The organism is Xanthomonas sp. LMG 12460, assembly GCF_009192895.1.
Lineage (GTDB): Bacteria > Pseudomonadota > Gammaproteobacteria > Xanthomonadales > Xanthomonadaceae > Xanthomonas_A > Xanthomonas_A sontii.
This window is the reverse complement of the sequence record NZ_NKUH01000101.1, coordinates 1-23,832: the sequence shown is the minus strand read 5'-3', so window position 1 is coordinate 23,832 and position 23,832 is coordinate 1. Positions and strand designations below refer to the sequence as shown.

22 protein-coding genes are annotated in these 23,832 nt (G+C 70.3%); 7 read left to right on the top strand and 15 right to left on the bottom strand.

Annotation, left to right across the window (positions count from 1 at the left end; genetic code table 11):
- Window positions 1-187: 187 nt before the first annotated feature.
- From recJ to CEK66_RS17885, 12 genes are all read right to left on the bottom strand, one after another.
- On the bottom strand, window positions 188-1,921 hold the full coding sequence (gene recJ / locus CEK66_RS17940) for a single-stranded-DNA-specific exonuclease RecJ (RefSeq protein WP_152237823.1): 1,734 nt from the start codon (window positions 1,919-1,921) through the stop codon (window positions 188-190).
- Window positions 1,918-2,838 carry a phosphoglycerate mutase gene (locus tag CEK66_RS17935; RefSeq protein WP_152237822.1) on the bottom strand — a complete coding sequence of 307 codons (921 nt, stop codon included), beginning with the start codon at window positions 2,836-2,838 and terminating at the stop codon, window positions 1,918-1,920. Before CEK66_RS17935 ends, recJ begins: the two co-directional genes overlap by 4 nt.
- 4 nt (window positions 2,839-2,842) lie before the next feature.
- Window positions 2,843-3,307 (bottom strand): transcription elongation factor GreA, encoded by a 465-nt coding sequence (greA, locus tag CEK66_RS17930; protein ID WP_026143501.1) that lies wholly within the window; start codon window positions 3,305-3,307, stop codon window positions 2,843-2,845.
- An 8-nt stretch (window positions 3,308-3,315) separates the two neighbouring features.
- Window positions 3,316-6,558, bottom strand: coding sequence for a carbamoyl-phosphate synthase large subunit (gene carB / locus CEK66_RS17925; RefSeq protein WP_017909455.1), 3,243 nt, complete (start codon window positions 6,556-6,558; stop codon window positions 3,316-3,318).
- Between the two features lie 9 nt (window positions 6,559-6,567).
- On the bottom strand, window positions 6,568-7,011 hold the full coding sequence (locus CEK66_RS17920) for a hypothetical protein (RefSeq protein ID WP_043091930.1): 444 nt from the start codon (window positions 7,009-7,011) through the stop codon (window positions 6,568-6,570).
- A complete protein-coding gene (gene carA, locus CEK66_RS17915) occupies window positions 7,011-8,135 on the bottom strand; it encodes a glutamine-hydrolyzing carbamoyl-phosphate synthase small subunit (RefSeq protein WP_152237821.1) in 1,125 nt (374 codons plus the stop codon). Before carA ends, CEK66_RS17920 begins: the two co-directional genes overlap by 1 nt.
- A 162-nt stretch (window positions 8,136-8,297) precedes the next feature.
- The gene (gene dapB / locus CEK66_RS17910) at window positions 8,298-9,014 is read right to left on the bottom strand and encodes a 4-hydroxy-tetrahydrodipicolinate reductase (RefSeq protein WP_152237820.1); all 717 of its coding nucleotides are present in this window, start codon (window positions 9,012-9,014) and stop codon (window positions 8,298-8,300) included.
- Window positions 9,015-9,341: 327 nt separating this feature from the next.
- Window positions 9,342-10,058, bottom strand: coding sequence for an MOSC domain-containing protein (locus CEK66_RS17905; RefSeq protein WP_152237819.1), 717 nt, complete (start codon window positions 10,056-10,058; stop codon window positions 9,342-9,344).
- A 20-nt stretch (window positions 10,059-10,078) separates the two neighbouring features.
- Window positions 10,079-11,287 carry a PLP-dependent aminotransferase family protein gene (locus tag CEK66_RS17900; RefSeq protein ID WP_152237818.1) on the bottom strand — a complete coding sequence of 403 codons (1,209 nt, stop codon included), beginning with the start codon at window positions 11,285-11,287 and terminating at the stop codon, window positions 10,079-10,081.
- 74 nt (window positions 11,288-11,361) lie between these two features.
- Window positions 11,362-11,616 (bottom strand): DUF6587 family protein, encoded by a 255-nt coding sequence (locus CEK66_RS17895; protein ID WP_152237817.1) that lies wholly within the window; start codon window positions 11,614-11,616, stop codon window positions 11,362-11,364.
- Between the two features lies 1 nt (window position 11,617).
- The gene (feoB, locus tag CEK66_RS17890) at window positions 11,618-13,477 is read right to left on the bottom strand and encodes a ferrous iron transport protein B (RefSeq protein ID WP_152237816.1); all 1,860 of its coding nucleotides are present in this window, start codon (window positions 13,475-13,477) and stop codon (window positions 11,618-11,620) included.
- A complete protein-coding gene (locus CEK66_RS17885; RefSeq protein WP_026144392.1) occupies window positions 13,474-13,725 on the bottom strand; it encodes a FeoA family protein in 252 nt (83 codons plus the stop codon). Before CEK66_RS17885 ends, feoB begins: the two co-directional genes overlap by 4 nt.
- A gap of 124 nt (window positions 13,726-13,849) precedes the next feature.
- Here CEK66_RS17885 and CEK66_RS17880 point away from each other — a divergent pair, with 124 nt between their 5' ends.
- From CEK66_RS17880 to CEK66_RS17855, 6 genes are all read left to right on the top strand, one after another.
- Window positions 13,850-14,638, top strand: a complete 789-nt coding sequence (locus CEK66_RS17880) for an enoyl-CoA hydratase-related protein (protein WP_152237815.1) — start codon at window positions 13,850-13,852, stop codon at window positions 14,636-14,638.
- Complete coding sequence (locus CEK66_RS17875; protein ID WP_152237814.1) at window positions 14,635-15,039, top strand: VOC family protein; 405 nt, start codon at window positions 14,635-14,637, stop codon at window positions 15,037-15,039. The genes CEK66_RS17880 and CEK66_RS17875 overlap by 4 nt, the downstream gene beginning before the upstream one ends.
- Window positions 15,040-15,184: 145 nt before the next feature.
- Complete coding sequence (locus CEK66_RS17870; RefSeq protein WP_152237813.1) at window positions 15,185-16,081, top strand: hydroxymethylglutaryl-CoA lyase; 897 nt, start codon at window positions 15,185-15,187, stop codon at window positions 16,079-16,081.
- 112 nt (window positions 16,082-16,193) lie between these two features.
- On the top strand, window positions 16,194-16,964 hold the full coding sequence (locus tag CEK66_RS17865; protein ID WP_152237812.1) for an SDR family oxidoreductase: 771 nt from the start codon (window positions 16,194-16,196) through the stop codon (window positions 16,962-16,964).
- Between the two features lie 113 nt (window positions 16,965-17,077).
- On the top strand, window positions 17,078-17,644 hold the full coding sequence (gene yeiP, locus CEK66_RS17860; protein ID WP_017912214.1) for an elongation factor P-like protein YeiP: 567 nt from the start codon (window positions 17,078-17,080) through the stop codon (window positions 17,642-17,644).
- Window positions 17,645-17,648: 4 nt separating this feature from the next.
- Window positions 17,649-18,080 (top strand): hypothetical protein, encoded by a 432-nt coding sequence (locus CEK66_RS17855; RefSeq protein WP_152237811.1) that lies wholly within the window; start codon window positions 17,649-17,651, stop codon window positions 18,078-18,080.
- Window positions 18,081-18,398: 318 nt separating this feature from the next.
- Here the strand turns inward: CEK66_RS17855 and CEK66_RS17850 are convergent, their stop codons facing one another.
- The 3 genes from CEK66_RS17850 to CEK66_RS17840 form a co-directional block, all read right to left on the bottom strand.
- On the bottom strand, window positions 18,399-20,255 hold the full coding sequence (locus tag CEK66_RS17850) for a DUF4105 domain-containing protein (RefSeq protein WP_226978670.1): 1,857 nt from the start codon (window positions 20,253-20,255) through the stop codon (window positions 18,399-18,401).
- Window positions 20,256-20,317: 62 nt separating this feature from the next.
- Entirely contained in the window at window positions 20,318-20,635 is a 318-nt protein-coding gene (locus CEK66_RS17845) for a DUF2388 domain-containing protein (protein ID WP_010341821.1), read from the bottom strand.
- A 118-nt stretch (window positions 20,636-20,753) separates the two neighbouring features.
- Complete coding sequence (locus CEK66_RS17840) at window positions 20,754-22,142, bottom strand: FAD-binding oxidoreductase (RefSeq protein WP_152237810.1); 1,389 nt, start codon at window positions 22,140-22,142, stop codon at window positions 20,754-20,756.
- A 261-nt stretch (window positions 22,143-22,403) separates the two neighbouring features.
- On the opposite strand from CEK66_RS17840, the gene serA reads away from it, so the two are divergent.
- Window positions 22,404-23,645, top strand: coding sequence for a phosphoglycerate dehydrogenase (gene serA / locus CEK66_RS17835; RefSeq protein WP_152237809.1), 1,242 nt, complete (start codon window positions 22,404-22,406; stop codon window positions 23,643-23,645).
- Window positions 23,646-23,832: the final 187 nt, after the last annotated feature.

Here is a 23,832-nt window from a genome sequence, read left to right as displayed (position 1 = left end):
GAGGGGTTGGGGTGAGGGTCCGTCACAGGCGCGATGCAACAGACGGCGCGAGGCTGCGCCCTACCCTCATCCGGCCCTGCGGGGCACCTTCTCCCCAAGGGAGAAGGAAAAGCAAAGCCCCTCTCCCTGCGGGAGAGAGGTTGGGGTGAGGGTCCGGCACCACGCGCAGCGTCAGACCGCCAACTGCTCAGCCATCCAACGGCAGACAGTGCTCCACCACCAGTTGCACCGCATCGCCGCCGCGGTAGTCGTCGGCGACCAGCCGATAGGCGACGTGCACGCGGCGGCCCGGTTCGCGGCCGTGCCAGCCGTTGAAGTGGATCGCGTTCAAGGGCGCGGCACGGCCAGGACAGCGCAGGCTCAGCTTGAGGTGGCGCTCCTTCAGCACGCGCCACTGCAGCACCTCGAATTCGCCATCGAACAGCGGCTCAGGGAAGCCCTGCCCCCATGGTCCACCCTGGCGCAGCGCCTCGGCATGGCGATGGTCGAGTTCGTGCGGTTCCAGCACGCCGTCGCTGAGCAGTTCGGCCTGCAGCAGTTCCGCGTCCAGGCTGGCCAGCGCATACGCGCGGAACACCTCTTCGAACTCGGCCAGCGCGTCCTGCGGCAGGCTCAGGCCCGCGGCCATGGCATGGCCGCCGAACTTCTCCATCAGGCCCGGCCGCTGCGCCTCCACCGCCGCCATCGCGTCGCGGATGTGGAAGCCGGGAATCGAACGCGCCGAACCGCGCAACTGGGTGCTGCCCGGCTCGGCCGGGGCGAAGGCGATCACCGGCCGATGCAGGCGGTCCTTCATCTTCGAGGCGACCAGGCCGATCACGCCGGGATGCCACTGCGCATCGAACAGGCACACCGCCACCGGCGGCTGCTCGGGCGCGGCCAGCAGCGCCTGCGCCACCACCGCTTCGGCCTCGTCGGTCATCTGCTGCTGCACGGCGCGGCGCTCGGCGTTGATCTCTTCCAGCGTCGCGGCGATCGTGCGCGCCTGTTGCGGGTCCTCGCACAGCAACAACTCGATGCCCAGGGCCATGTCCTCGAGGCGGCCGGCGGCGTTGAGCCGCGGCGCCAGGGCGAAGCCGATGTCGCTGGCGCTGAGCCGTGCCGGGTCGCGGCCGCTGGCCTCGATCAAGGCGCGCAGGCCGAGGCAGCCCTCGCCGCGCTGCAGGCGGCGCAGGCCGGCCGAGACCAGCGCGCGGTTGTTGGGATCCAGCGGCACCAGGTCGGCGACGGTGCCGACCGCGACCAGGTCCAGCAGCACACTCAGGTCCGGCGGTGCCGCCGCGAACGCGCCGCGCACGCGCAGGTGCCGGCGCAAGGCCAGCAGCACATAGAAGATCACCCCGACGCCGGCCAGCATCTTGCTCGGGAAGGCGTCGCCCGCGAGGTTCGGATCGACGATGGCATCGGCCGGCGGCAAGGCCGGACCCGGCAGATGGTGGTCGGTGACCAGCACCTGCCAGCCCAGCGCCTTGGCCGCGGCGACGCCGGCATGGCAGGCGATGCCGTGGTCCACCGTGACCAGCAGGTCCGGCTGCAACGGCGCCAGTTCCGCGACCAGCGCCGGCGACAGACCGTAGCCATGAACCATGCGGTTGGGCACCGCGTGCAGCACCTGCGCGGCGCCGAGCAGGCGCAGCCCGCGCACCGCCACTGCGCAGGCGGTGGCGCCGTCGCAGTCGAAATCGCCGACCACCAGGATGCGCTTGCCCGCGGCGATGGCCTCGGCCAGCAACGCCACCGCGGCGTCGATGCCGCTCAGCGCATCGGGCGGCAGCAGTTGCGCCAGCTTGGGCTGCGCCAGGCCGCTGTCGTGGGCGCCGCGCGCGGCATAGATGCGCCGCAACAGCGGCAACGTCGCCTCGTGCCATGGGCCGGCCGCGGCCGCCACGGGCCGCCGCACGATGCGCGCGATCAAGCTCATGCGTCCAGGCGCGACAGCGGCCGCCGCCACAGGCGCCAGCGTTGCGCGGGAGCAATGCGGAAACAGGTGCCGTCCTCGAAATCCAGCTGCAGCTGCTGCAGCTCGCCATCGCGCAACGCCTGCAGCAGCGGCTGCACCACCTCGCCGACGAACTGCTCGGGCGCGCGCAACTGGCGCAGGTCGACCAGCGCATCGACCCGCGGCGCCTGCGCATCGGCGACGCCGGCGGCCTGGGCCAGCGCGCGCAACAGCGGATCGCGGCTGCGCACCTGCGCATGCGCAGTGCCGACGGTGGCCGGCAGGCGGCCGCCGCCCCAGAACCACAGCGAATTGATCGCCGGCTGGCCGCGGGCGACGCGTTCGCGATTCCAGGGATGCTGGTGCAGCACGATCTGCACTTCGGTCAGCAGGGCACGCCAGCGGCGCGCGTCCTCGCCCTGCGGCAGATGATCGAACAGGTCCGCCCCGAGCACCTGCGCCGGTGCCGCGAACACCGGCAGCACGCTGTCGGCCGGCAGGCGCAGGTACCAGCGGGTCGGATCGGGCGCGTCCAGGGTCAGCCCGCTCTCGGCGAACACGCCCTGGACCGCCGGCAACAGCGCGTCCAGGTCCACCGCGTCGAGCGGCAGCATGTCGCCATGCGCCATCAGCCGCGCGCCCTGCATGTCCGGCACCACATAGGCGGGATCGGCGCGCAGCCACAGGCCGTCGCCGGCATCGCCGGCGTCCAGTTGGCGGGTCAGCGCCGCGGCCGGCAGCGATGCTTCCGCCAGCACGAAATGGCGGCGCAACTGCGCCTCGCCGCCGGGCGCGGCCTGCGTGCGGTCGGCGCGGCCGAACGCGCGCGCCACCTCGCCGGCCAGCACGGCGCCGGCCAGGCGGACCCGCTCCGGCAACAGCAAGGTGGCGACCGCCATCGGATCAGCCGACGTAGGCGACGCTGACGATCTCGTACTCGCGGCGTCCGGCCGGGGCATCGATGCTGACGCTGTCGCCTTCCATCTTGCCGATCAGCGCACGCGCCAGCGGCGAGGAAATCGCGATCAGGCCGAGCTTGATGTCCGCTTCGAGATCGCCGACCAGCTGGTAGCGCTTCTCTTCGTCGGTCTCCACATCGGCCAGGGTCACGGTGGCGCCGAACACCACCTTGCTGCCGACCGCCAGCTTGCTGACGTCGATGACCTCGGCGTGCGACAGCTCGCTCTCCAGCTGCTTGATGCGGCCTTCGATGAAGCCCTGCTGCTCGCGCGCGGCGTGGTACTCGGCGTTCTCCTTGAGGTCGCCGTGCGCGCGCGCCTCGGCGATCGCGGTGATGACCTCGGGACGCTTGACCGACTTCAGGTGATCCAGTTCCTCGCGCAACCGCTGCGCGCCTTGCATGGTGATCGGGGCTCTCACGCTTCCAGCTCCTTGTGCAGTTCCTGCAGCGCCCAGACCGGACCGGTGCCGCGGAATTCCAGTGAATGCACCAGCGCACGCGCGCCGGCGACCGTGGTCGAATAGGTGACGCGATGCTGCAGGGCTTCGCGGCGGATCGAGAACGAGTCGGAGATCGCCGCCCGGCCCTCGGTGGTGTTGACGATATACACGATTTCGCCGTTCTTGATCAGATCGACGATGTGCGGGCGACCCTCGGCGACCTTGTTCACCTGCTCGCACTGCAGGCCGTGCTGCTGCAGCCAGGCGCAGGTGCCGCGGGTGGCAACCAGGGTGTAGCCGCGCTCGACCAGCGCCTGCGCCACCGGCAGCACGCGCTGCTTGTCCGGATCGCGCACCGACACGAAGGCCTTGCCCAGCGGCGGCGCCTTGATGCCGCCGGCTTCCTGCGCACGCGCGAACGCCGCGCCGAAGCTGCGGCCCACGCCCATCACCTCACCGGTGGAACGCATCTCCGGGCCGAGGATCGGATCGACGCCCTGGAACTTGGCGAACGGGAAGATCGCCTCCTTCACCGAGTAGTAGTCGGGCACGATCTCCTTCAGCGCGCCCTGCTCGGCCAGGGTCTTGCCGGCCATGCAGCGCGCGGCGATCTTGGCCAGCGGCACGCCGATCGCCTTGGACACGAACGGCACGGTGCGCGAGGCGCGCGGGTTCACTTCCAGCAGGTAGACGATGTCGTCGCCGGCATCGTTCACCTGCACCGCGAACTGCGTGTTCATCAGCCCGACCACGTTCAGCGCCTTGGCCAGTTCGACCACCTGGCGGCGCAGCTCGGTCTGGGTGGCCGGCGACAGCGAATACGGCGGCAGCGAGCAGGACGAATCGCCCGAGTGCACGCCGGCTTCCTCGATGTGCTCCATGACGCCGCCAATCAGTACCTGGCCGCTGTGGTCGGCGATGATGTCCACGTCCACTTCCACCGCGTTGTCGAGGAAGCGATCCAGCAGCACCGGCGAATCGTTGGAGACCTTGACCGCGTCGCGCACGTAGCGCGCCAGGTCGGATTCGCCGTAAACGATCTCCATGGCGCGGCCGCCGAGCACGTAGCTCGGGCGCACCACCAGCGGATAGCCGATCTCGCGCGCCAGCACCAGCGCCTCGTCGGCGTTGCGGGCGATACGGTTCGGCGGCTGCTTCAGGCCCAGCTTGTCGACCAGCTGCTGGAAGCGCTCGCGGTCCTCGGCCAGGTCGATCGAGTCCGGCGAGGTGCCGATCACCGGCACGCCGTTGGCTTCCAGCGCGCGCGCCAGCTTCAGCGGGGTCTGCCCGCCGTACTGCACGATCACGCCCTTGGGCTGCTCCAGCTCGACGATCTCCAGCACGTCTTCAAGAGTTAGCGGTTCGAAGTACAGGCGATCGGAGGTGTCGTAGTCGGTGGACACGGTCTCCGGATTGCAGTTGACCATGATGGTCTCGTAGCCGTCCTCGCGCAGCGCCAGCGCCGCGTGGACGCAGCAGTAGTCGAACTCGATGCCCTGGCCGATGCGGTTGGGGCCGCCGCCGAGGATCATGATCTTGTCGCGGTCGCTCGGCGCGGCCTCGCACTCGTCCTCGTAGGTCGAGTACAGGTAGGCGGTGCTGGTGGCGAACTCCGCCGCGCACGAGTCAACGCGCTTGTATACCGGGCGCACCTTGTGCGCGCGGCGCAGCGCGCGCACCGCGGCCTCGTTGGTGCCGCACAGCTCGGCCAGACGCGCATCGGAGAAGCCGGCGCGCTTGAGCGTGCGCAGGCGCTTGGCGTCCAGCGCGCCGAGGCCGTCGGCGGCCAGCTGCGCTTCCTGCGCGATCAGGTCTTCCATCTGGTCCAGGAACCAGGGATCGATGAACGACAGCGCATGCACCTGCTCCACGCTCATGCCGGCGCGGAACGCATCGGCGACGTAGAACAGGCGCTCCGGACCGGGCGCCTTCAGCTCGCGCTTGAGCGTGGCCAGGTCGTCCTCGCTGCTCAGGTCCAGCCCGGTCGGGTCCAGCCCGATCTTGCCGGTCTCCAGGCCGCGCAGCGCCTTCTGCAGCGATTCGGAGAAGGTGCGGCCCATCGCCATGACCTCGCCCACCGACTTCATCTGCGTGGTCAGGCGCGCATCGGCCTGCGGGAACTTCTCGAAGGCGAAGCGCGGGATCTTGGTGACCACGTAGTCGATCGACGGCTCGAACGAGGCCGGGGTCAGCCCGCCGGTGATCTCGTTCTTCAGTTCGTCCAGGGTGTAGCCCACCGCCAGCTTGGCCGCGACCTTGGCGATCGGGAAGCCGGTGGCCTTGGAGGCCAGCGCCGAGGAGCGCGACACGCGCGGGTTCATCTCGATCACCACCACGCGGCCGGTCTGCGCGTTGATGCCGAACTGCACGTTGGAACCGCCGGTGTCCACGCCGATCTTGCGCAGCACCGCGATCGAGGCATCGCGCAGGCGCTGGTATTCCTTGTCGGTGAGGGTCTGCGCCGGGGCCACGGTGATCGAGTCGCCGGTGTGCACGCCCATCGGGTCCAGGTTCTCGATCGAGCAGACGATGATGCAGTTGTCCGCGGTGTCGCGGACCACTTCCATCTCGAACTCCTTCCAGCCCAGCACCGACTCCTCGACCAGCACTTCGCTGGTCGGCGACAGTTCCAGGCCGCGGCCGACGATCTCGATCAGCTCTTCGCGGTTGTAGGCGATGCCGCCGCCGCTGCCGCCGAGGGTGAAGCTGGGGCGGATGATGGTCGGGTAGCCGACCGTGGCCTGGATCTCCAGCGCCTCTTCCAGGGTGTGCGCCACTGCCGCCTTCGGGCATTCCAGGCCGATCTCGCCCATCGCCACGCGGAACAGCTCGCGGTCCTCGGCCATGCGGATGGCCTCGCGCTTGGCGCCGATCAGCTCGACGCCGTACTTCTCGAGCACGCCGTGGTCGGCCAGGTCCAGCGCGCAGTTCAGCGCGGTCTGTCCACCCATCGTCGGCAGCAGCGCGTCGGGCTTTTCCTTGGCGATGATCTTCTCGACCGTCTGCCAGTTGATCGGCTCGATGTACACGGCGTCGGCCATGTTCGGGTCGGTCATGATCGTGGCCGGGTTGCTGTTGACCAGCACCACGCGGTAGCCCTCGTCGCGCAGCGCCTTGCACGCCTGCGCGCCGGAGTAGTCGAACTCGCAGGCCTGGCCGATGACGATCGGGCCGGCGCCGATGATGAGGATGGTTTGGAGGTCGGTGCGCTTGGGCATGGGGGATTCTCAGTAGAGGCGGTCCTGCCACGCCGCGGGGGCGCGCCAGGTGATCTGATCGGGCGAACGCGCATCGATCGCGCCATGGTCGACCGCGGCGCGAACCTCGCGCTGCATCGCGGCCCAACTGCTGGCGGTGGCGCCGATGCGCGCGCCGATCCGGTTGTTGTGGGCGTCCATCGCCCGGCTGGCGTTGCCGTGGCCGTCGCGCTCCATGACCGCCGTGACCCAGTCCACGCAGCGCGGCGACAGGGTGTAGGCGACCACGGCGCTGGCCAGGCTGTGGCGGTACGCATCGGCCGGGCCGTCGCGTCCGCCCGGCAAGCCGGCGCTGAGCCACTGCGGATACACCGCGCCCAGCACGAAGGCCGGATACGCGGCGAGCACCAGCAACGCCGTGGCCGGCCACCGCCAGCGGCGGGTCGGCGACGGCATGGCCGGCGCTGCGGCCATCAGGCGGCGGCCGCCATCAGCGCGGTGAAGCGATCGAACAGCGGCGCCACGTCGCGTGGACCCGGCGACGCTTCGGGGTGGCCCTGGAAGCTGAAGGCCGGCGCGTCGGTGAGCGCAATGCCCTGGTTGCTGCCATCGAACAGCGAGCGATGGGTGACGCGCACGTTGGCCGGCAGCGTCGCCTCGTCCACCGCGAAACCGTGGTTCTGCGAGGTGATCATCACCCGGCCGCTGTCCAGATCCTGCACCGGATGGTTGGCGCCGTGGTGGCCGTGGCCCATCTTCAGGGTCTGCGCGCCGGCGGCCAGCGCCAGCAGCTGGTGGCCCAGGCAGATGCCGAAGGTCGGGATCTTGCGCGCCAGCAGTTCCTTGATCGCGGCGATCGCGTAGTCGCACGGCGCCGGGTCGCCGGGGCCGTTGGACAGGAACACGCCGTGCGGGTTCATCGCCAGCACCTCGGCGACCGGCGTCTGCGCCGGCACCACGGTCACCTCGCAGCCGCGCTCGGCGAGCATGCGCAGGATGTTGTGCTTGACCCCGTAGTCGTAGGCGACGACCTTGAACTTGGGCTCGGCCGTGACGAAGGCGTTGCTGTCCAGGTCGAGCTGGCCGTCGCGCCAGGGATAGGACTTGTCGGTGGAGACCACCTTGGCCAGATCCATGCCCTTCAACCCCGGGAACTTGCGCGCCGCTTCCAGCGCGGTGTCCACGTTCACCTCGCCGGCCATCAGCGCGCCGTTCTGCGAGCCCTTCTCGCGCAGGATGCGGGTCAGCTTGCGGGTGTCGATGCCGGCGATGGCGACCACGCCGCGCTGGATCAGCCAGTCCGGCAGCGCCACCTGGTTGCGCCAGTTGCTGGGGCGGCGCGGCACGTCGCGCACGATCAGGCCGGCCGACCAGACCTGGGCGGCCTCGTCGTCCTGGTCGGTGCAGCCGGTGTTGCCGATATGCGGATACGTCAGCGTGACCAGTTGGCGGGCGTAGGAGGGATCGGTGAGGATCTCCTGGTAGCCGGTCATGGCGGTGTTGAACACCACTTCGCCGACGGACAGGCCGGCAGCGCCTACGGATTCGCCCTCGAACACGGTGCCGTCTTCAAGGACAAGGATTGCGGGTTGAGTCACGGGGTTCGCCTTGGGGAGAGAGGAACCCTGCCCCACCAACTTGCAGGCTGCAAGAAACCGCGAACTCGGCGCTTCTCCGGGTCCGTGGCGATGGGTAACAGGCGAGCGAGAATTGTACCGGCGCGGGGCGGTCCGCGCCAGCCGTTTATGTGAAAACCGCGTTCAGCCGAGCAGGTCGCGCAGCCGATAGGCCCCGGGCGCACGCCCCGGCAGGCGCGCGGCGGCATGCAACGCGCCGCGAGCGAAGATGTCGCGGTTGCTGGCGCGGTGCACCAGTTCGACCCGCTCGCCGAGTCCGGCGAACTGAACCAGATGTTCGCCGACGATGTCGCCGGCACGCAGGCTGGCGTAGCGCGGGGTCGCGCCGCCGTGCGCGGCCGCGTCGCCGAGGGTGAGCGCGGTGCCGGAGGGCGCGTCCTGCTTGTGCACGTGGTGGGATTCGACGATGTCGCAGTCCCAGCCCGGCAGCGCCGCGGCGGCGCGCTCGACCAGATCGTGCAGCACCGCCACGCCCAGGCTGAAGTTCGAGGCCCAGATCAGCGGAATGCGTTCGGCCGCAGCGGCCAGCGCCTGCCGCTGCGCGTCCTCCAGCCCGGTGGTACCGGACGCCAGCGCCGCACCGCGTGCGGTGCACAGGGCCAGCACCGGGTCGAAGCCCTGCGGCAGGCTGAAATCGATCGCCACGTCGAAGGCCGGCACGCCGCCCAGTTCGGCTGCGGCGAAGTACGGCACGCCGTCGATCACCCGCTGCGCCGGCGCGCGCCGCACCACCGCGGCCACCACGTGCAGCGCCGGGTCCTGCGCGGCCAGCCGCAACAACGCCTGGCCCATCCGGCCCGACGCACCATGGATCAACACACGCAGCGGAGAAGTCGTCATCGGCACAAGGCTAGCGGTTTGCGCGCGGGTGCGACAGAGGGCGCGCGCGCCCGAGACGCAAGCGTCCCACGCGCCACCTCGGACGTGGCGATGCTTCCCTCGTCGGGGCTGCCGCCCCTCCCAAAGGGGCGTGGCGGCACTGGAAGCGACAAAAAAGCCGCCGGGCGAGGCACCCGGCACCTGCCAAGAGACATCGCAGCCGATCGGACACCCCCTGTGGGAGGGACTTCAGCCCCGACGCGTTGCACCCACCCAATCGGGCATGCACCTGTCGACGCCACCACTCCCGCCAAGAGGGGAGCACGCTCGCCGGATCGATCAACCGCCCTACTCGGCCGCCGCCTGCCCCAACAAGCGCTTGTCCCAGTCCTCCACCGCACGCTGCGCCAGGCGCCGCTCGAACAGGGTGCGCCAGTTCGGCACCAGCGGCAGCGCCAGCACCTCCTGCAGTTGCGCCGGGTCGATCTCGCGCCGGTACAGCAGGACGACCAGCCGCGCCAGCGGCCACTGCGGATACGGACGCTCCAGCAACTCCAGGCGATCGCCGGCGGCGACCTCGCCGGGCTGCAGCACGCGGTAGTACCAGCCGGTGCGGCCGCTGTCCTGCACGCGCCGCGCCAGCGCCGGCATGCCGAAGCGGTCGGACAGCTTCCAGCACGGCTGCCGCGACTGCGACACCTCGACCACGGCCGTCCCCAGGCGCAGCCTGTCGCCCAGGCACAGGTCGGCTTCGGTCACCCCGCTACTGCTGAGGTTCTCGCCGAATGCGCCCGGCGCGTCCAGCAAGGCATGTGCGCCGAGTTCCTCGCGCCAGGCCGGGTAGTGATCGCGCGGGTAATGGTGCAAGGCCTTGTCGGGGCCGCCATGCACGCGGCGGTCGCCCTGCTCGTCCAGCTCCAGCCCCTCCGGGCCGATGCGCAGGCGTCCGTCCTGGGGCCGCTTGTCGATCGCGCTGCGGCTGCCCGGGCGGGTGAACGCCTGCGCGCGGCCGACCAGGACCGCGTCGATGGTCCAGGACGCGACGGCAGCATCGGACGACGTCATCGACGGAGGCGACGCCGGACTCAGGCCGTCGCGCGCCGGTGCGCAGCGACCTCGTCCTGCAGCAGCGCACCGAGGATGCGCACGCCGGTCTCGATGCGCTCGGCCGGCACGGTCACGAACGACAGCCGCAGGGTATTGCGCTGCGGCGCGACCGCGAAGAACGGCGCGCCCGGCACGAAGGCCACGTTGCGCTCGATCGCCTTGCTCAGCAGCGCGCCGCCGTCCATGCCCTCCGGCAGTTCGACCCAGATGAACATGCCGCCGGCTGGGCGGTTCCAGCGCACCTGCGCGGGGAAGTACTTGGCCAGGGCGGCCAGCATCTGCTCGCAACGGCTGGCGTACAGCGCACGGATGCCGGGAATATGCGCATCCAGGAAGCCGTCCTGCACCGCTTCGTACACGATGCGCTGACTGAACGAGGGCGTGTGCAGATCCGCCGCCTGCTTGGCCTGCACCAGCTTGGCATGCACCGCCTCCGGCGCGACCACATAGCCCAGGCGCAGGCCCGGCGCGAACACCTTGGAGAACGAGCCCATGTAGATGGCGCCATCCGGGTTCATCGACAGCAGGCTCGGCAGCGTGTCGCCGCTGTAGCACAGCTCGCCGTAGGGATCGTCCTCGACGATGGGCACGCCGGCTGCGGCCGCGCGCGCCACCAGCGCCTGACGCCGGTGCAGCGGCAGGCGTCGCCCGGTCGGATTCTGGAAGTTCGGCAGCACGTACATGAAGCGCGCGCCGGCCAGCTGCGCATCGTCCAGCGCGTCCACCACCACGCCGTCGTCGTCCGACTGCATTGCCGCGAACGCCGGCTGGAACAGCGAGAACGCCTGCAGCGCGCCGAGATAGCTGGGCGTTTCCACCAGCACCTTGCTGCCTTCGTCGATGAACACCTTGCCGAGCAGGTCCAGGCCCTGCTGCGAACCGGTGGTGATCAGCACCTGGCCGGGACGGATGTGGGCGCCGTCGCGGCTCAGCCGCGCCGCCACCCATTCGCGCAGCAACAGATAGCCTTCGGTCGGGCCGTACTGCAGCGCCGCCTGTGGCGCGTCGCGCAGCACCTTGTCGCAGGCCTCGCGCATGCGCTCGACCGGGAACGTGTCCGGCGACGGCAGGCCGCCGGCGAAGGAGATCACTTCAGGCCGTTCGGTGACCTTGAGGATTTCGCGGATCGCCGAACTGGTCAGCGCCTGCGCACGGCGGGAAAACTGGAATGGGCTGGTCATCGGCATAGGATAGTCGCCGCCATCGCGACGCGCATGTGCGGCGCACAAGCGATGCGCCGGCCAGCAACGGGCGACGCGACTCAGTGCCGCCGCGGCGGCGTCGGCCCGCAGCTGTCGCAGCCGCCACAGGCGCCCGCACCGGCGCTGGCAGGCGGTGCGATGCGCCGCCCCAGCGCCTGCAGCCAGGCTGCCCGGCCGGGCTTGAGCAGGCGTAGTGCGAGCGCGCCGCGCAGCTTGCGCGCGGCGCCCGGGAACTGCTTCTTCAACACCACCCAGGCACTGACCAGCACCGCCAGCGCGATCACCAGGTACTGCAGCAACAGCGAGGCGCTCATCTCAGCCGGCTCCCAGCGCCACCGCAACCTGGTAGGTGACCAGCGAGGCCAGATACGCCAGCGCGAACAGGTAGAACGCGGCGAAGCTCATCTGCTTCCACGAATTGGTCTCGCGCTTGATCGTGGCCAGGGTGGAAATGCACATCGGTGCGTAGATGTACCAGACCAGCAACGACAGCGCGGTGGCCAGCGACCAGCCATCGTGGATCAGCGGCGACAGCGCCTGCGCGGCGGCATCGTCGTCGGCCGCCGACAGCGCGTACACCGTCGCCAGCGACGACACCGCCACCTCACGCGCGGCCAGGCCGGGAATCAGCGCGATGCAGATCTGCCAGTTGAAGCCGAGCGGCGAAAATACCGTGGTCATGGCATGGCCGATGCGGCCGGCGAAGCTGTAGTCGATCGCCGGCAGGGTGGCGTCGGCCGGCGGCGCCGGAAAGTTCAGCAGGAACCACAGCAGGATGGTCAACGCCAGGATGATGCCGCCGACGCGCTTGAGGAAGATCGCCGCGCGCTCCCACAGGCCCAGCGCCAGATCGCGCAGGTGCGGCACGCGGTAGGACGGCAGTTCCAGCAGCAGCGGATGCTCGCCCTTGTCGCGGCGCCACTTCTTCATCGTCCACGACACCGCCAAACCACTGACGATCGCTGCCACGTACAGGCCGAACAACACCAGGCCCTGCTGATTGAGCACGCCCCACACCTGCTTCTGCGGCACAAACGCGGCGATCAGCAAGGTGTACACCGGCAGGCGTGCCGAACAGGTCATCAGCGGCGCCACCAGGATGGTCGCCAGGCGATCGCGCGGGTCCTGGATGCTGCGCGTGGACATGATCCCAGGCACGGCGCAGGCGAAGCTGGACAGCAGCGGGATGAACGAGCGCCCGGACAGGCCGGCCGCGGCCATCATGCGGTCGAGCAGGAACGCCGCGCGCGGCAGGTAGCCGGATTCCTCCAGCGCCAGGATGAAGGCGAACAGGATCAGGATCTGCGGCAGGAACACCACCACCCCACCGAGGCCGGCGATGATGCCGTCCACCAGCAGGCTGTTCAACGGTCCCTCCGGCAGCGTTCCGCCGACCCAGACGCCCAGCGCCTTGGTCCCACCGTCGATCAGGTCCATCACAGGCTGCGCCCAGGCGAAAACCGCCTGGAAGATCAGGAACATCACCAGCACTAGGGTCACCAGGCCGGCCACCGGATGCAGCAGCCAACGGTCCAGCGCATCGTCCACCCGCGAGGTGCGGGTCGGCATCGACACCGCCGCCGCCAGGATCGCGCGCACCTGCTGGTGGTAGTCGCCCTGCCCTTCGCTCGGCGCCACCGCCGGCGGCAGTGCCGGCGCCAGCGCGTCCAGCCGCTCGACCAGGGCGCGGGCGCCGTTGCGGCGCACCGCCACGGTCTCGATCACCGGCACGCCCAGCGCCTGTTCCAGCGCCTGGCGGTCGATCTGGATGCCGCGGCGCTGCGCCGCGTCGACCATGTTCAAGGCCACCAGCATCGGCTTGCCCAGCTCGCGCAGTTCCAGCGCGAAGCGCAGGTGCAGGCGCAGATTGGTGGCGTCGACCACGCAGACCAGCACGTCCGGCGCCGGTTCGCCCGGGTAGAAGCCGCGGCACAGGTCGCGGGTGATCGCCTCGTCCAGGCTGGCCGGCTGCAGGCTGTAGGCGCCGGGCAGATCCAGCACCGCGAACTCGCGCCCGGACGGCGCGCGGAAGCGGCCCTCCTTGCGCTCGACGGTGACGCCGGCGTAGTTGGCGACCTTCTGCTTGCTGCCGGTCAACTGATTGAACAGCGCGGTCTTGCCGCAGTTCGGGTTGCCGACCAGGGCCAGGCGCAGCGGCGCGGCCACCGCGCTCACGAGCGCACCTCGTCCAGCGCGCTGACCTGCACCCGTGCCGCCTCGCTGCGCCGCAGCGCGAAGCGCGTATACCCCACCTGCACCAGCAGCGGTTCGCCACCGATCGGCCCGCTGGCCAGCACCTGCACCTGTTCGCCGGCGACGAAGCCCAGCTCGCGCAGACGCCGGGCGATGGCGTCGTTGGCCTGGCGGTCGTGCACGGATTCCACGAGGGCGCTGCTGCGCAACGGCATGTCGGACAACGTCACAGCACGTTCCGTCGATAAGAATGGTTATCAATTGTAGCATCGCCGCGGCGCGTCATGGCGGGACCGGCACGGCCGGCTATGATCGCCGTATGGCTGCCGTTTTCCCTTTGTACGAGCGTGTTCGATGAGCGATGCCCTGTTGTTGCAACGATCCGGCAAGGTCCTGACCCTGCAGTTGAACCGACCCGAGGTCCGCAACGCCTTCGACGCCGCGCTGATCGTCCAGCTCAGCGACGCCCTGCTGCAGATCGGCGCCGATCCGCAGGTGCAGGTACTGGTCCTGGCCGGTGCCGGCGCGGCGTTCTCGGCCGGTGCCGACCTGCAGTGGATGCGCTCGATGGCCGGCGCCGGCGAACAGGAGAACCTGGACGATGCGCTGGCCCTGGCGCGGCTGATGCGTCTGCTCGACGAACTGCCCAAGCCCACGGTGGCGCGGGTGCAAGGCGCGGCGTTCGGTGGCGCGGTGGGCCTGGTCGCCTGCTGCGACATCGCCGTGGCCGCCACCGATGCGCGCTTCGCGCTCAGCGAAAGCCGCCTGGGCCTGCTGCCGGCGGTGATCTCGCCGTACGTGATCGCCGCGATCGGCGCGCGCCAGGCGCGGCGCTGGTTCGCCAGCGCGGAAACCTTCGACGCCGCCACCGCGGCGCAGATCGGCCTGGTCCACCAGGCGGTGGCGCCGGAGGCGCTGGACGCGGCGGTGCAGCGCCAGGTCGCCCTGCTCGGCCAGGCCGGGCCGCTGGCCGCCGCCGGCGCCAAGGCCCTGGTGCGGCGGGTCGCCGCCGGCGGCGAGCGCGATGCGCTGGACCAGGCCAACGCCGCCCTGATCGCGCAATTGCGGGTCTCGGCCGAAGGCCAGGAAGGACTGAATGCGTTCCTGGAGAAACGCGAACCGGCCTGGAGGGCTAGTCCATGAACCCGATCGACCATCTCGGCCTGCGCTGCAGCGACCTCGACCGCAGCCTGACCTTCTACCGCGCCGCCCTGGCCGCGCTGGAGCTGGACGTGGTGATGCAGGTGAGCGCCGAGGAAAGCGGCGGCCAGCGCCACGTCGGTTTCGGGCGCGACGGCAAGCCCAGCTTCTGGATCGCCGATGGCGGCCGCGACGCCGGCGACAATGGCGTGCACGTGGCTTTCGTCGCCGCCAGCCGCGCGCAGGTGGACGCGTTCCATCGCGCCGGCCTGGCCGCCGGCGGCCGCGACCACGGCGCACCGGGCCTGCGCCCGCACTACCACCCCGACTACTACGGCGCGTTCCTGCTGGATCCGGACGGCCACAACATCGAAGCGGTCTGCCACCGCCCGGCGTCGGCCTGATCCGCGCTGCCTCATTGCGCCCGGTGCACCTGGCGCCAACCATGCCTGCCGCTGCTTCACCGCTTCTCTTCATCAGGAATCCCATGACCCTCTTTGCTTCCCGCTTCGTGCGCAGCGCCCGGCCAACGGCGCAGGAATTCCGCGAATGAGCGACCGCGTGCGCATCGTCGAAGTCGGCCCGCGCGACGGCCTGCAGAACGAGAAGGCCTGGGTCGCCACGGAAGACAAGATCGAGCTGATCGCGCGACTGGGGCGCACCGGCCTGCGCAGCATCGAGGCGACCAGCTTCGTCAGCCCGAAATGGGTCCCGCAACTGGCCGACGCGGCCGAGGTCTACGCCGGCATCGCGCAGGTGCCGGGCGTGGACTATCCGGTGCTGGTGCCGAACCTGCAGGGCTACGAACGCGCGACCGCGGTCGGCGTGCGCGAGGTGGCCGTGTTCACCGCCGCCTCGGAGACGTTCAACCGCACCAATACCAATGCCGGCATCGACGAATCGCTGGCGCGCTTCGCGCAGGTGCTGGAACGCGCGGCGGCGGACGGTGTCAAGGTCCGCGGCTACGTGTCCACCGTGCTCGGCTGCCCCTACCAGGGCGACGTCCCCCTGGCCGACGTGGTGCGGGTGGCGCAGCGGCTGCATGCGATGGGCTGCTACGAGATCTCGCTGGGCGACACCATCGGCGTGGGCACGCCAGGCAAGGCGCGGGCGATGCTGCGCGCGGTCGCCGCCGTGGTGCCGATGGACGCATTGGCGGTGCACTTCCACGACACCTACGGCCAGGCCCTGGCCAACATCGCCGCCTGCCTGGAAGAAGGCGTGCGCGTGGTCGATGCCGCGGTGTCCGGCGCCGGCGGCTGCCCATATGCCAAGGGTGCCAGCGGCAACGTGGCCAGCGAGGACGTGGTCTACCTGCTGCACGGCAATGGCGTGGAGACCGGCATCGACCTGCCCGCGCTGGCCGCGACCGGCCGCTGGCTGGCGCAGAAACTGGGCCGGCCGACCGGCAGCAAGGTCGGCCAGGCGCTGGCCGCCGAGGGCTGAGCCGCGGCAGTTCCTTACCCGGCGACGGACCTGCACGCCGCGGCCCGTCGCCGATCTCGCCGCGATGGGGCGGCAGCCTCTAAACTGGGCGTTTTCCTGGGAGGGAACATCCATGCAGCTTGCCGATCTGAAAGCGGTGGTCACCGGCGGCGTGTCCGGCCTCGGCCTGGCTGTGGCGCAACGCATCGTCGCCGAAGGCGGCAAGGTCGCGCTGTTCGACCTGAACGACGACAAGGGTGCGGCCGCGGTCGCCGCCCTGGGCGCGGACCGGGCCTGCTACCTGCGCACCGACGTCAGCGACGAGGCCCAGGTGGCTGCGCAGCTCGGCGCAGCACAGGGCTTCCTCGGCGGCCTCAATGCCGCGATCAACTGCGCCGGCATCCTCGGCGCTGGCCGCGTGCTGGGCAAGGAGGCGCCGATGCCGCTGGCCACCTTCCAGGGCACGGTGATGGTCAACCTGGTCGGCAGCTTCAACGTCGCCAAGGCCGCCGCCGACCTGATGCAGCACAACGCCCCGGGCGAGGACGGCGAGCGCGGCGTCATCGTCAACACCGCCAGCGTCGCCGCCTACGAAGGCCAGATCGGCCAGGCCGCCTACGCCGCGTCCAAGGGTGGCGTGGTGGCGATGACCCTGCCGATGGCGCGCGAACTGGCGCGCTTCGGCATCCGCGTCAACACCATCGCCCCGGGCATCTTCTGGACCCCGATGGTCGACGGCATGCCCGAGGCCGTGCAGCAGTCGCTGGCCGCCTCGATCCCGTATCCTTCGCGTCTCGGCCGCCCGGACGAATTCGCCGACACGGTGATGTTCCTGCTGCGCAACCGCTACCTCAACGGCGAAACCATCCGCCTCGACGGCGCGGTGCGGTTGGCGCCGAAGTAGCGGGGAATGGAGAATCGGGAATGGGGAATCGCAAAAGCGCTTCCCTCCGATTGCCAGTTCTCCGCCTTTGCTTTTCCCATTCCCGATTCCCAACTCCCGATTCCCAGCCCCAAATGAAAGCCAACGAAATCAAGAAAGGCAACGTCGTCGAGTACAACAACGGCGTGTACCAGATCCGCGACATCGAGCGCAGCTCGCCGCAGGGCCGCGGCGGCAACGTGCGCTTCCGCTTCGTGATGTACAGCGTGCCGGGCGGCAACAAGCTCGATGCCAGCTTCGACGGCGACGACGACCTGCGCGAAGTCGAGCTGATGCGCCGCCAGTCCACCTTCTCGTACAAGGACGGCGAGGCCTTCGTGTTCCTCGACGACGAGGACTACACCCCCTACACCCTGGACGCCGATGCGATCGGCACCGATGCGGGTTACATCACCGACGGCCTCAGCGGCATCTACGTGCAGGTCATCGACGACCAGCCGGTGGCGATCCAGTTGCCGCAGAGCGTGACCCTGGAAGTGATCGAGACCCCGCCTGAGCTCAAGGGCGGCACCGCCACCAAGCGCCCGAAGCCGGCCAAGCTCAATACCGGCATCGAGATCATGGTGCCGGAGTACATCGGCAACGGCGAGCGCGTGCTGGTCAACACCACCACCGGCGAGTTCGCCGGTCGCGCCGACTGAGCCCATGCGCGGGCGCCGTGTCACCCACGTCTCCCGCACAGGCAGCGCCGCGCATGCGCCGCGGCCCGCCTGCCTCGGCCTGCTGCTGGCCGTGCCGGTGCTGGCGCTCGCCGCGCCGGTGACGCCGGCCACCGCGGCCGCCCCCAAGCCCGCGTGCACGATTCCCGACGCGGTCGATCCCGAGCACCACGACGGTTTCTGCACGCTGCCCGAGCCGATCCGCGCCTTCGTCGCGCGCCAGGACACCTGCACCCATTTCGCCGGCGAAGAGCCCTACGACGCGGCGCGGCGGCGCGAACTGGAGCAGGCGATGGCCAAGTACTGCGACGGCAACGAACAGACCTGGGCGACGCTGCGTGCACAGTACCGCCAGGATCCGCCGCGCGACGCCTGGCTGCGCCGCTACGGCGAGGATGCGGGTCTTGAGCTGCCGTGATGACGGCTTGCCGGCCGGCAAGGTGGCGCCCTTGCGGGCATCGGCGTCGGCCCTGACGGCCGTCGACATCGGCCTGCTTCGCGTCTTCGCTCGTCGCGGCTGAAGCCGCCCCTACATAAATGGGTTGGAAGCTGCGCCGCGTTTCTGTGGGAGGGACTTCAGTCCCGACCCATGGAGCTATCAGTCTTCCTTCATGCGAACACGGCTGCGCCTGCGAAGCACAGGTGCTGCGGACTCACGCCGCGACCGCGCCGCCGTCAACCGCACGCGCGATCCAGTTCCCTTCGATCGCCTCGCATCGCAAGCCCGCACGCTGCGCTACGGCTGCCCACCACGCTGCCGCAACAGCGACGGCGACTCCAACTGCAGTCCACCGGCTTCGCGATTGAGCGTGCGCAGGCGTGCGCCCAGCGTCGCCAGGTTGGCATCGATCTGCGCCAGGTCCGCCTGCAGCGGCGCCGGCAGCAACCCGCGCAGGCGCGTCTGCAGCGCGGCGCCGTCGTCGTGCAGCGCCGCGATCCGTGCCTGTCCCTGCACCTGCAGCCAGGCACGTTCCTGCGCCTGCGGCAGGCCATAGCCCGGCTGCCCCTGCAGCAGGCTCGCCGGTTGGCTCAATAGCCCTTGCTCGGCCAGCACGGCACGCACCGCGCTGGCAGCGTCACGCGTGTCGGCACCCGCATCGCGCTCGCCCGCACCGGCCACCGCGGTCGGCAGCGGCTTGCCCAGATAGCGCTGTTTCAACGCATCGCGCCCACGCTGTTCGGCGCGGCGGCGGGCGGCGTTCTCCAGCAGCAACAAGGCGGCACTGGCACGCAGGTCGCCACGCTCAAGCCACGGCGCGCGCTGCGCGGCCGGCAGGTCCAGCCACGCGTCGGCATTGCGGGCCGGCAGTGCCAGGGAGCCGCGCGCCACCGCGAACATCTGCGCAAAATGCGCGCTCGCCGCCGGGAAGAAGTAGCCATCGCGCACCGCCGCGTCGGCGTCGTCGAACACCGACGCATCGGCGATGCCGGCCCGTACCAGGCGCCGGCGCAGGCCGGTCGGGCTGATCCCGGACAGGTGCGCGGCCGCCAACCGCGGCACGCCGTCGTGCAACAAGGCGTAGGTCTCCACCGCGCAGTTGTTGCTCAGGAAGTAATAGCGGCCGTCGTAGCTCCAGTGCAGTTGCGCGGCACGCTCCAGCAGCGCGGCGATCTCTTCGCGCGACAGCCGCAACGGCAGCGACTGCAGGCCGCGCAACTGCACCTGGGTGTAGTCGTCCACCACCTGGCGCAGCGGCAGCACGAACAGTCGCGACGGGTAGGAGCCGGTGAGCCCGCGCAGGTTGGAAATCTGCACGTCGTCGACGAAGGCGCGGAACGACAGCACCCGGTGCTCGGCCAGGTCCAGCCGACATGCCGGGCCCAGCGGCCGCCCCGGCGCGCAGATCACCAGGCGCAGCATGCTGTGGCCCCAGTGGCTCATCGGCTGCGCATTGCCTTCGGCCAGCAGGTAGTCCACCGCGTAGATCCGCGCCGGGTCCACCTGCAGCAAGGCGGCCGCGTCGGCCAGCGGGTCCTGCACGAACACCTGGCCGGGCGCGCATGCGCTCGCCGGTGGCGTCCATGCCAGGCGCGCGGCGAAGTAGCGGGCCAGCGCCGGCCGCCGGCAGGCGTAGTCCGGATCGAGCAGGAAGTGCTCGAGATTCACCGCCACGAACTCGGCCGGCGACTGCAATTCGTAGCGATCCGGGCTGCGCTCGGTGAACCGGTTCTGGCCGCGGCGCAGGCCCAGGCGCATCGGGCTGACCTGCCAGCCGGCCAGATCCAGCAGGCGTGGATCGGACGACAGCCGCCCCGCCGCGGAGCGGTCGTAGAAGTGCGCCAGTTCGTGCAGCAAGGCGGTCAGCGCCGGCCGCCGCGCCGGATCGACGGCAGGATCGGTGTCGGGATCCTCTGCCGCCATCCAGTCGCGCAGCAGGCGCTTGTTCAACAGCAGGCGTTTGGCCTGCGCGCGCCCGTGCACCTGTGCGGGGAGGTCGTCGCGCCACTGCAGCGGCAGCCCTGCCGGCAGCGCCGCGGTCCAGGCCGGCGGCAGCCGCGCCTGCGCCGCAGCCAGCACGGCCTGGCTGGCGGTGCGCTCGGCTGGGCTCAGCCCGCTCTCGTCGGCAGACAGCGGCGCGGCCGCTGCGGGCATCGCAGCAGCCAGCGCCAGGACCGCCAGCCACCGCGCGCGCAGGCGCCGTGGCCGGCGCGCGATCACAGCGCCAGGATCGCCTGCGCCAGTTCCAGATCGCTGGCCTGTTGCGCCTGCGGGTTGCGCTCGCGCAGCACGCGCAGCGCCGCTTCCAGTTGCACGCCGCGGATGCGGCCGGCGCTAGCGACGAAGCCGGCCGCGTCGTCGCGCGCCTGCAGCACCACCTTGTCGTTGTTGGAACTGCTGTCCGAGGACGCCGAGCTGCCGGCCGAGCCGGCCGAGGCCGAACCGGCGGAGCTGCCGGCGAAGCTGGACGCCTGCGCGAACGCGGGCAGGATCAGGGCGAACAGCAGGGCGCAGCGCGCGGTCACTCGGGTCATCGCAATCGTTCCAAACGGGATCGTGAAAAAGGGGACGGCCAGCGCCGCGCCGCATAGCCTAGCGGTCCGCCCCGCGCAGCGCCTGAACGGGCCGCGCGGCAGCGGTGCCAGGCCGGACTCAGGGGTCGAACAGCTTGCCCGGATTGAGCAGCCCGGACGGATCGAACACGCGCTTGACCGCGCGCATCAACGCGATCTCCTCGGCGCTGCGCGTGCTGTCCAGGTAGGGTTTCTTGACCAGGCCGATGCCGTGCTCGGCGGAGATGCTGCCGCCGTGCTCGGCCAGCACCTGCGCCAGCAGCTTGGTGACGTGCTCGCAGGCGGCGATGAACTCCGCCGGCGCAGTGGCCTCGGGCTTGAGCACGTTGATGTGCAGGTTGCCGTCGCCGATGTGGCCGAACCACACCACCTCGAACTGCGGGTAGGCCTCGCCGAGCAGCGCCTGGGTCCGCGCCAGGAACGCCGGCATCGCCGAGATCCGCACCGACACGTCGTTCTTGTAGGGGGTGTAACGCGCCACCGCCTCGGTAATGCCTTCGCGCAGGCGCCACAGCTGCGCGGCCTGCGCCTCGCTCTGGCTGATCACCCCGTCCAGTACCCAGCCCTGCTCCATGCAGGCCTCGAACGCGGCCAGCGCCGCGGCCTCCTGCGCCTCGTTGCCGCTGGCGTACTCGGTGACCACGTAGTACGGATAGACGGTGTCGAACGGCGCCTGCGCGCCGTGCGCCAGCACGTGCTGCAGCGCACGGTCGGTGAAGAACTCGAACGCCTCCAGCTGCAGCCGGCTGCGGAATGCGGCGAACACCTGCATCAGCACCTCGAACGAGGGCAGCGCCAGCAGCATCACGTTGCTCGGCGGCGGCGGGTCGGTGAGGCGCAGGGTGGCTTCGACCACGATGCCGAGGGTGCCTTCGGAGCCGATCAGCAACTGGCGGAAATCGTAGCCGCTGGAATTCTTGATCAGCCCGCGGTTGAGCTCGAGCAATTCGCCGCTGCCGGTGACCACCTTCAACCCGGCGATCCACTCGCGGGTATTGCCGTAGCGGATCACGCGGATACCGCCGGCATTGGTGGCAATGTTGCCGCCGATCGAGCACGACCCGCGCGCGGCGAAGTCCACCGGGTAAAGCAGCCCGTGCTCGCGCGCGGCGTTGTGCACTGCCTCCAGCGGCATCCCGGCCTGCACGGTGAGGGTGCGGTCGACCGGATCGAACGCCAGCGCCTTGTTCATCCGCTCCAGACTCAGCACCAGTTCGCCGTGCGCGGCCACCGCGCCGCCGGACAGGCCGGTGCGGCCGCCGGAGGGCACCACCGCCACCGCGTGGTCGTTGGCCCAGCGCAGCACCGCCTGCACCTCCTCCACTGTCGCCGGCAACGCGATCGCCAGCGGCGCCGGGGTCCAGCGCCGGGTCCAGTCGCGGCCGTAGTGCTCGAGGTCGGCGGGATCGGTCTTCAGGCGCAGGCCGGGAACGGCAAGGGCCAGGGCATCCAGGCGCGGGTCGGTCATAAGTGGAGAAGTCGAAGCGTAGACAATCGTTCAAGCGTGCCAGCCTTGCGCAACGGCGTCCAGTTCGCGGCCAGCAGGTCGCCGCGTTTGCGAATCCCCACTCCCCACTCCCGAATCCCCCGCCGGCCACCGCCAATCGATGCACCTGAAACCGTCCACCGGCGTTGCATCCACGGTCTCCCGGCATCCTATTGCGGCGCACCAAAGCGCGAAGCCATCTGGCATAGTGACCGGCCCGTTGGCCATCGCTCCCTCGCCGCAATGTCGCCCAAGAAGACCTCGTTTCCGAAGCAGGATATCCGCGTGCTGCTGCTCGAAGGCATCAGCCAGACCGCCGTCGACGTGTTCCGCGCGGCCGGCTACTCGCAGATCGAGCTGCACGCCAAGTCGCTGCCGGAAGACGAGCTCAAGCAGCGCATCGCCGAGGCGCACATCGTCGGCATCCGCTCGCGCACCCAGCTCAGCGCCGAGGTGCTGGCCCACGCCAAGCGCCTGATCGCGGTCGGCTGCTTCTGCATCGGCACCAACCAGGTCGACCTGGACGCCGCCGAACTGGCCGGCATTCCGGTGTTCAACGCGCCCTACTCCAACACCCGCAGCGTCGCCGAGCTGGTGATCGCCGAGGCCATCCTGCTGTTGCGCGGCATTCCGCAGAAGAACGCCGAATGCCACCGCGGCGGCTGGTCGAAGTCGGCCGCCGGCAGCCACGAGACGCGCGGCAAGGTGCTGGGCATCGTCGGCTACGGGCATATCGGCACCCAGGTAGGCGTGCTGGCCGAGGCGCTGGGCATGCAGGTGATCTTCCACGACATCGAGACCAAGCTGTCGCTGGGCAACGCCCGCACCGCCACCGACCTGGACGACCTGCTGGTGCGCGCCGACGTGGTCACCCTGCACGTGCCGGAAACCGCCGCCACCCGCGACATGATCGGCGCCACGCAGCTGGCGCAGATGAAGCCGGGCGCGCACCTGATCAACGCCTCGCGCGGCACGGTGATCGACATCGATGCCCTGGCCGCGGCGCTGCGCAGCGGCCACATCGGCGGCGCTGCGGTGGACGTGTTCCCGATCGAACCCAAGGGCAACGGCGACCTGTTCGAATCGCCGCTGGCCGCGCACGACAACGTGATCCTGACCCCGCACGTCGGCGGCAGCACGCTGGAAGCGCAGGACAACATCGGCGTGGAAGTGGCGGCCAAGCTGGTGCGCTACAGCGACAACGGCAGCACCCTGTCGGCGGTGAACTTCCCCGAGGTGACCCTGCCCGAGCACGCCGAGAGCCTGCGCCTGCTGCACATCCACCGCAACGTGCCGGGCGTGCTGTCGCAGATCAACGAACTGTTCTCGCGCCACAACGTCAACATCGACGGCCAGTTCCTGCGCACCGACCCCAAGGTCGGCTACGTGGTGATCGATGTCGGCGCCAGCGAGGAGCAGGCGGCGGTGCTGAAGGAGGAACTGGCGCAGGTGGCGGGGACGTTGCGGACGCGCATTCTTTACTAGCGGGGATTCGGGATTGGGGATTCGGGATTGGGGATTCGGGATTGGGGATTCGGGATTGGGGATTTGCGGGTGCGCTGCGCGCCCGGACCCTCACCCCAACCCCTCTCCCGGAGGGAGAGGGGCTCAGCCATCCGACCGGAGCCGGCTTCTCCCTTCTCCCTTTGGGAGAAGGTGCCCCGAAGGGGCG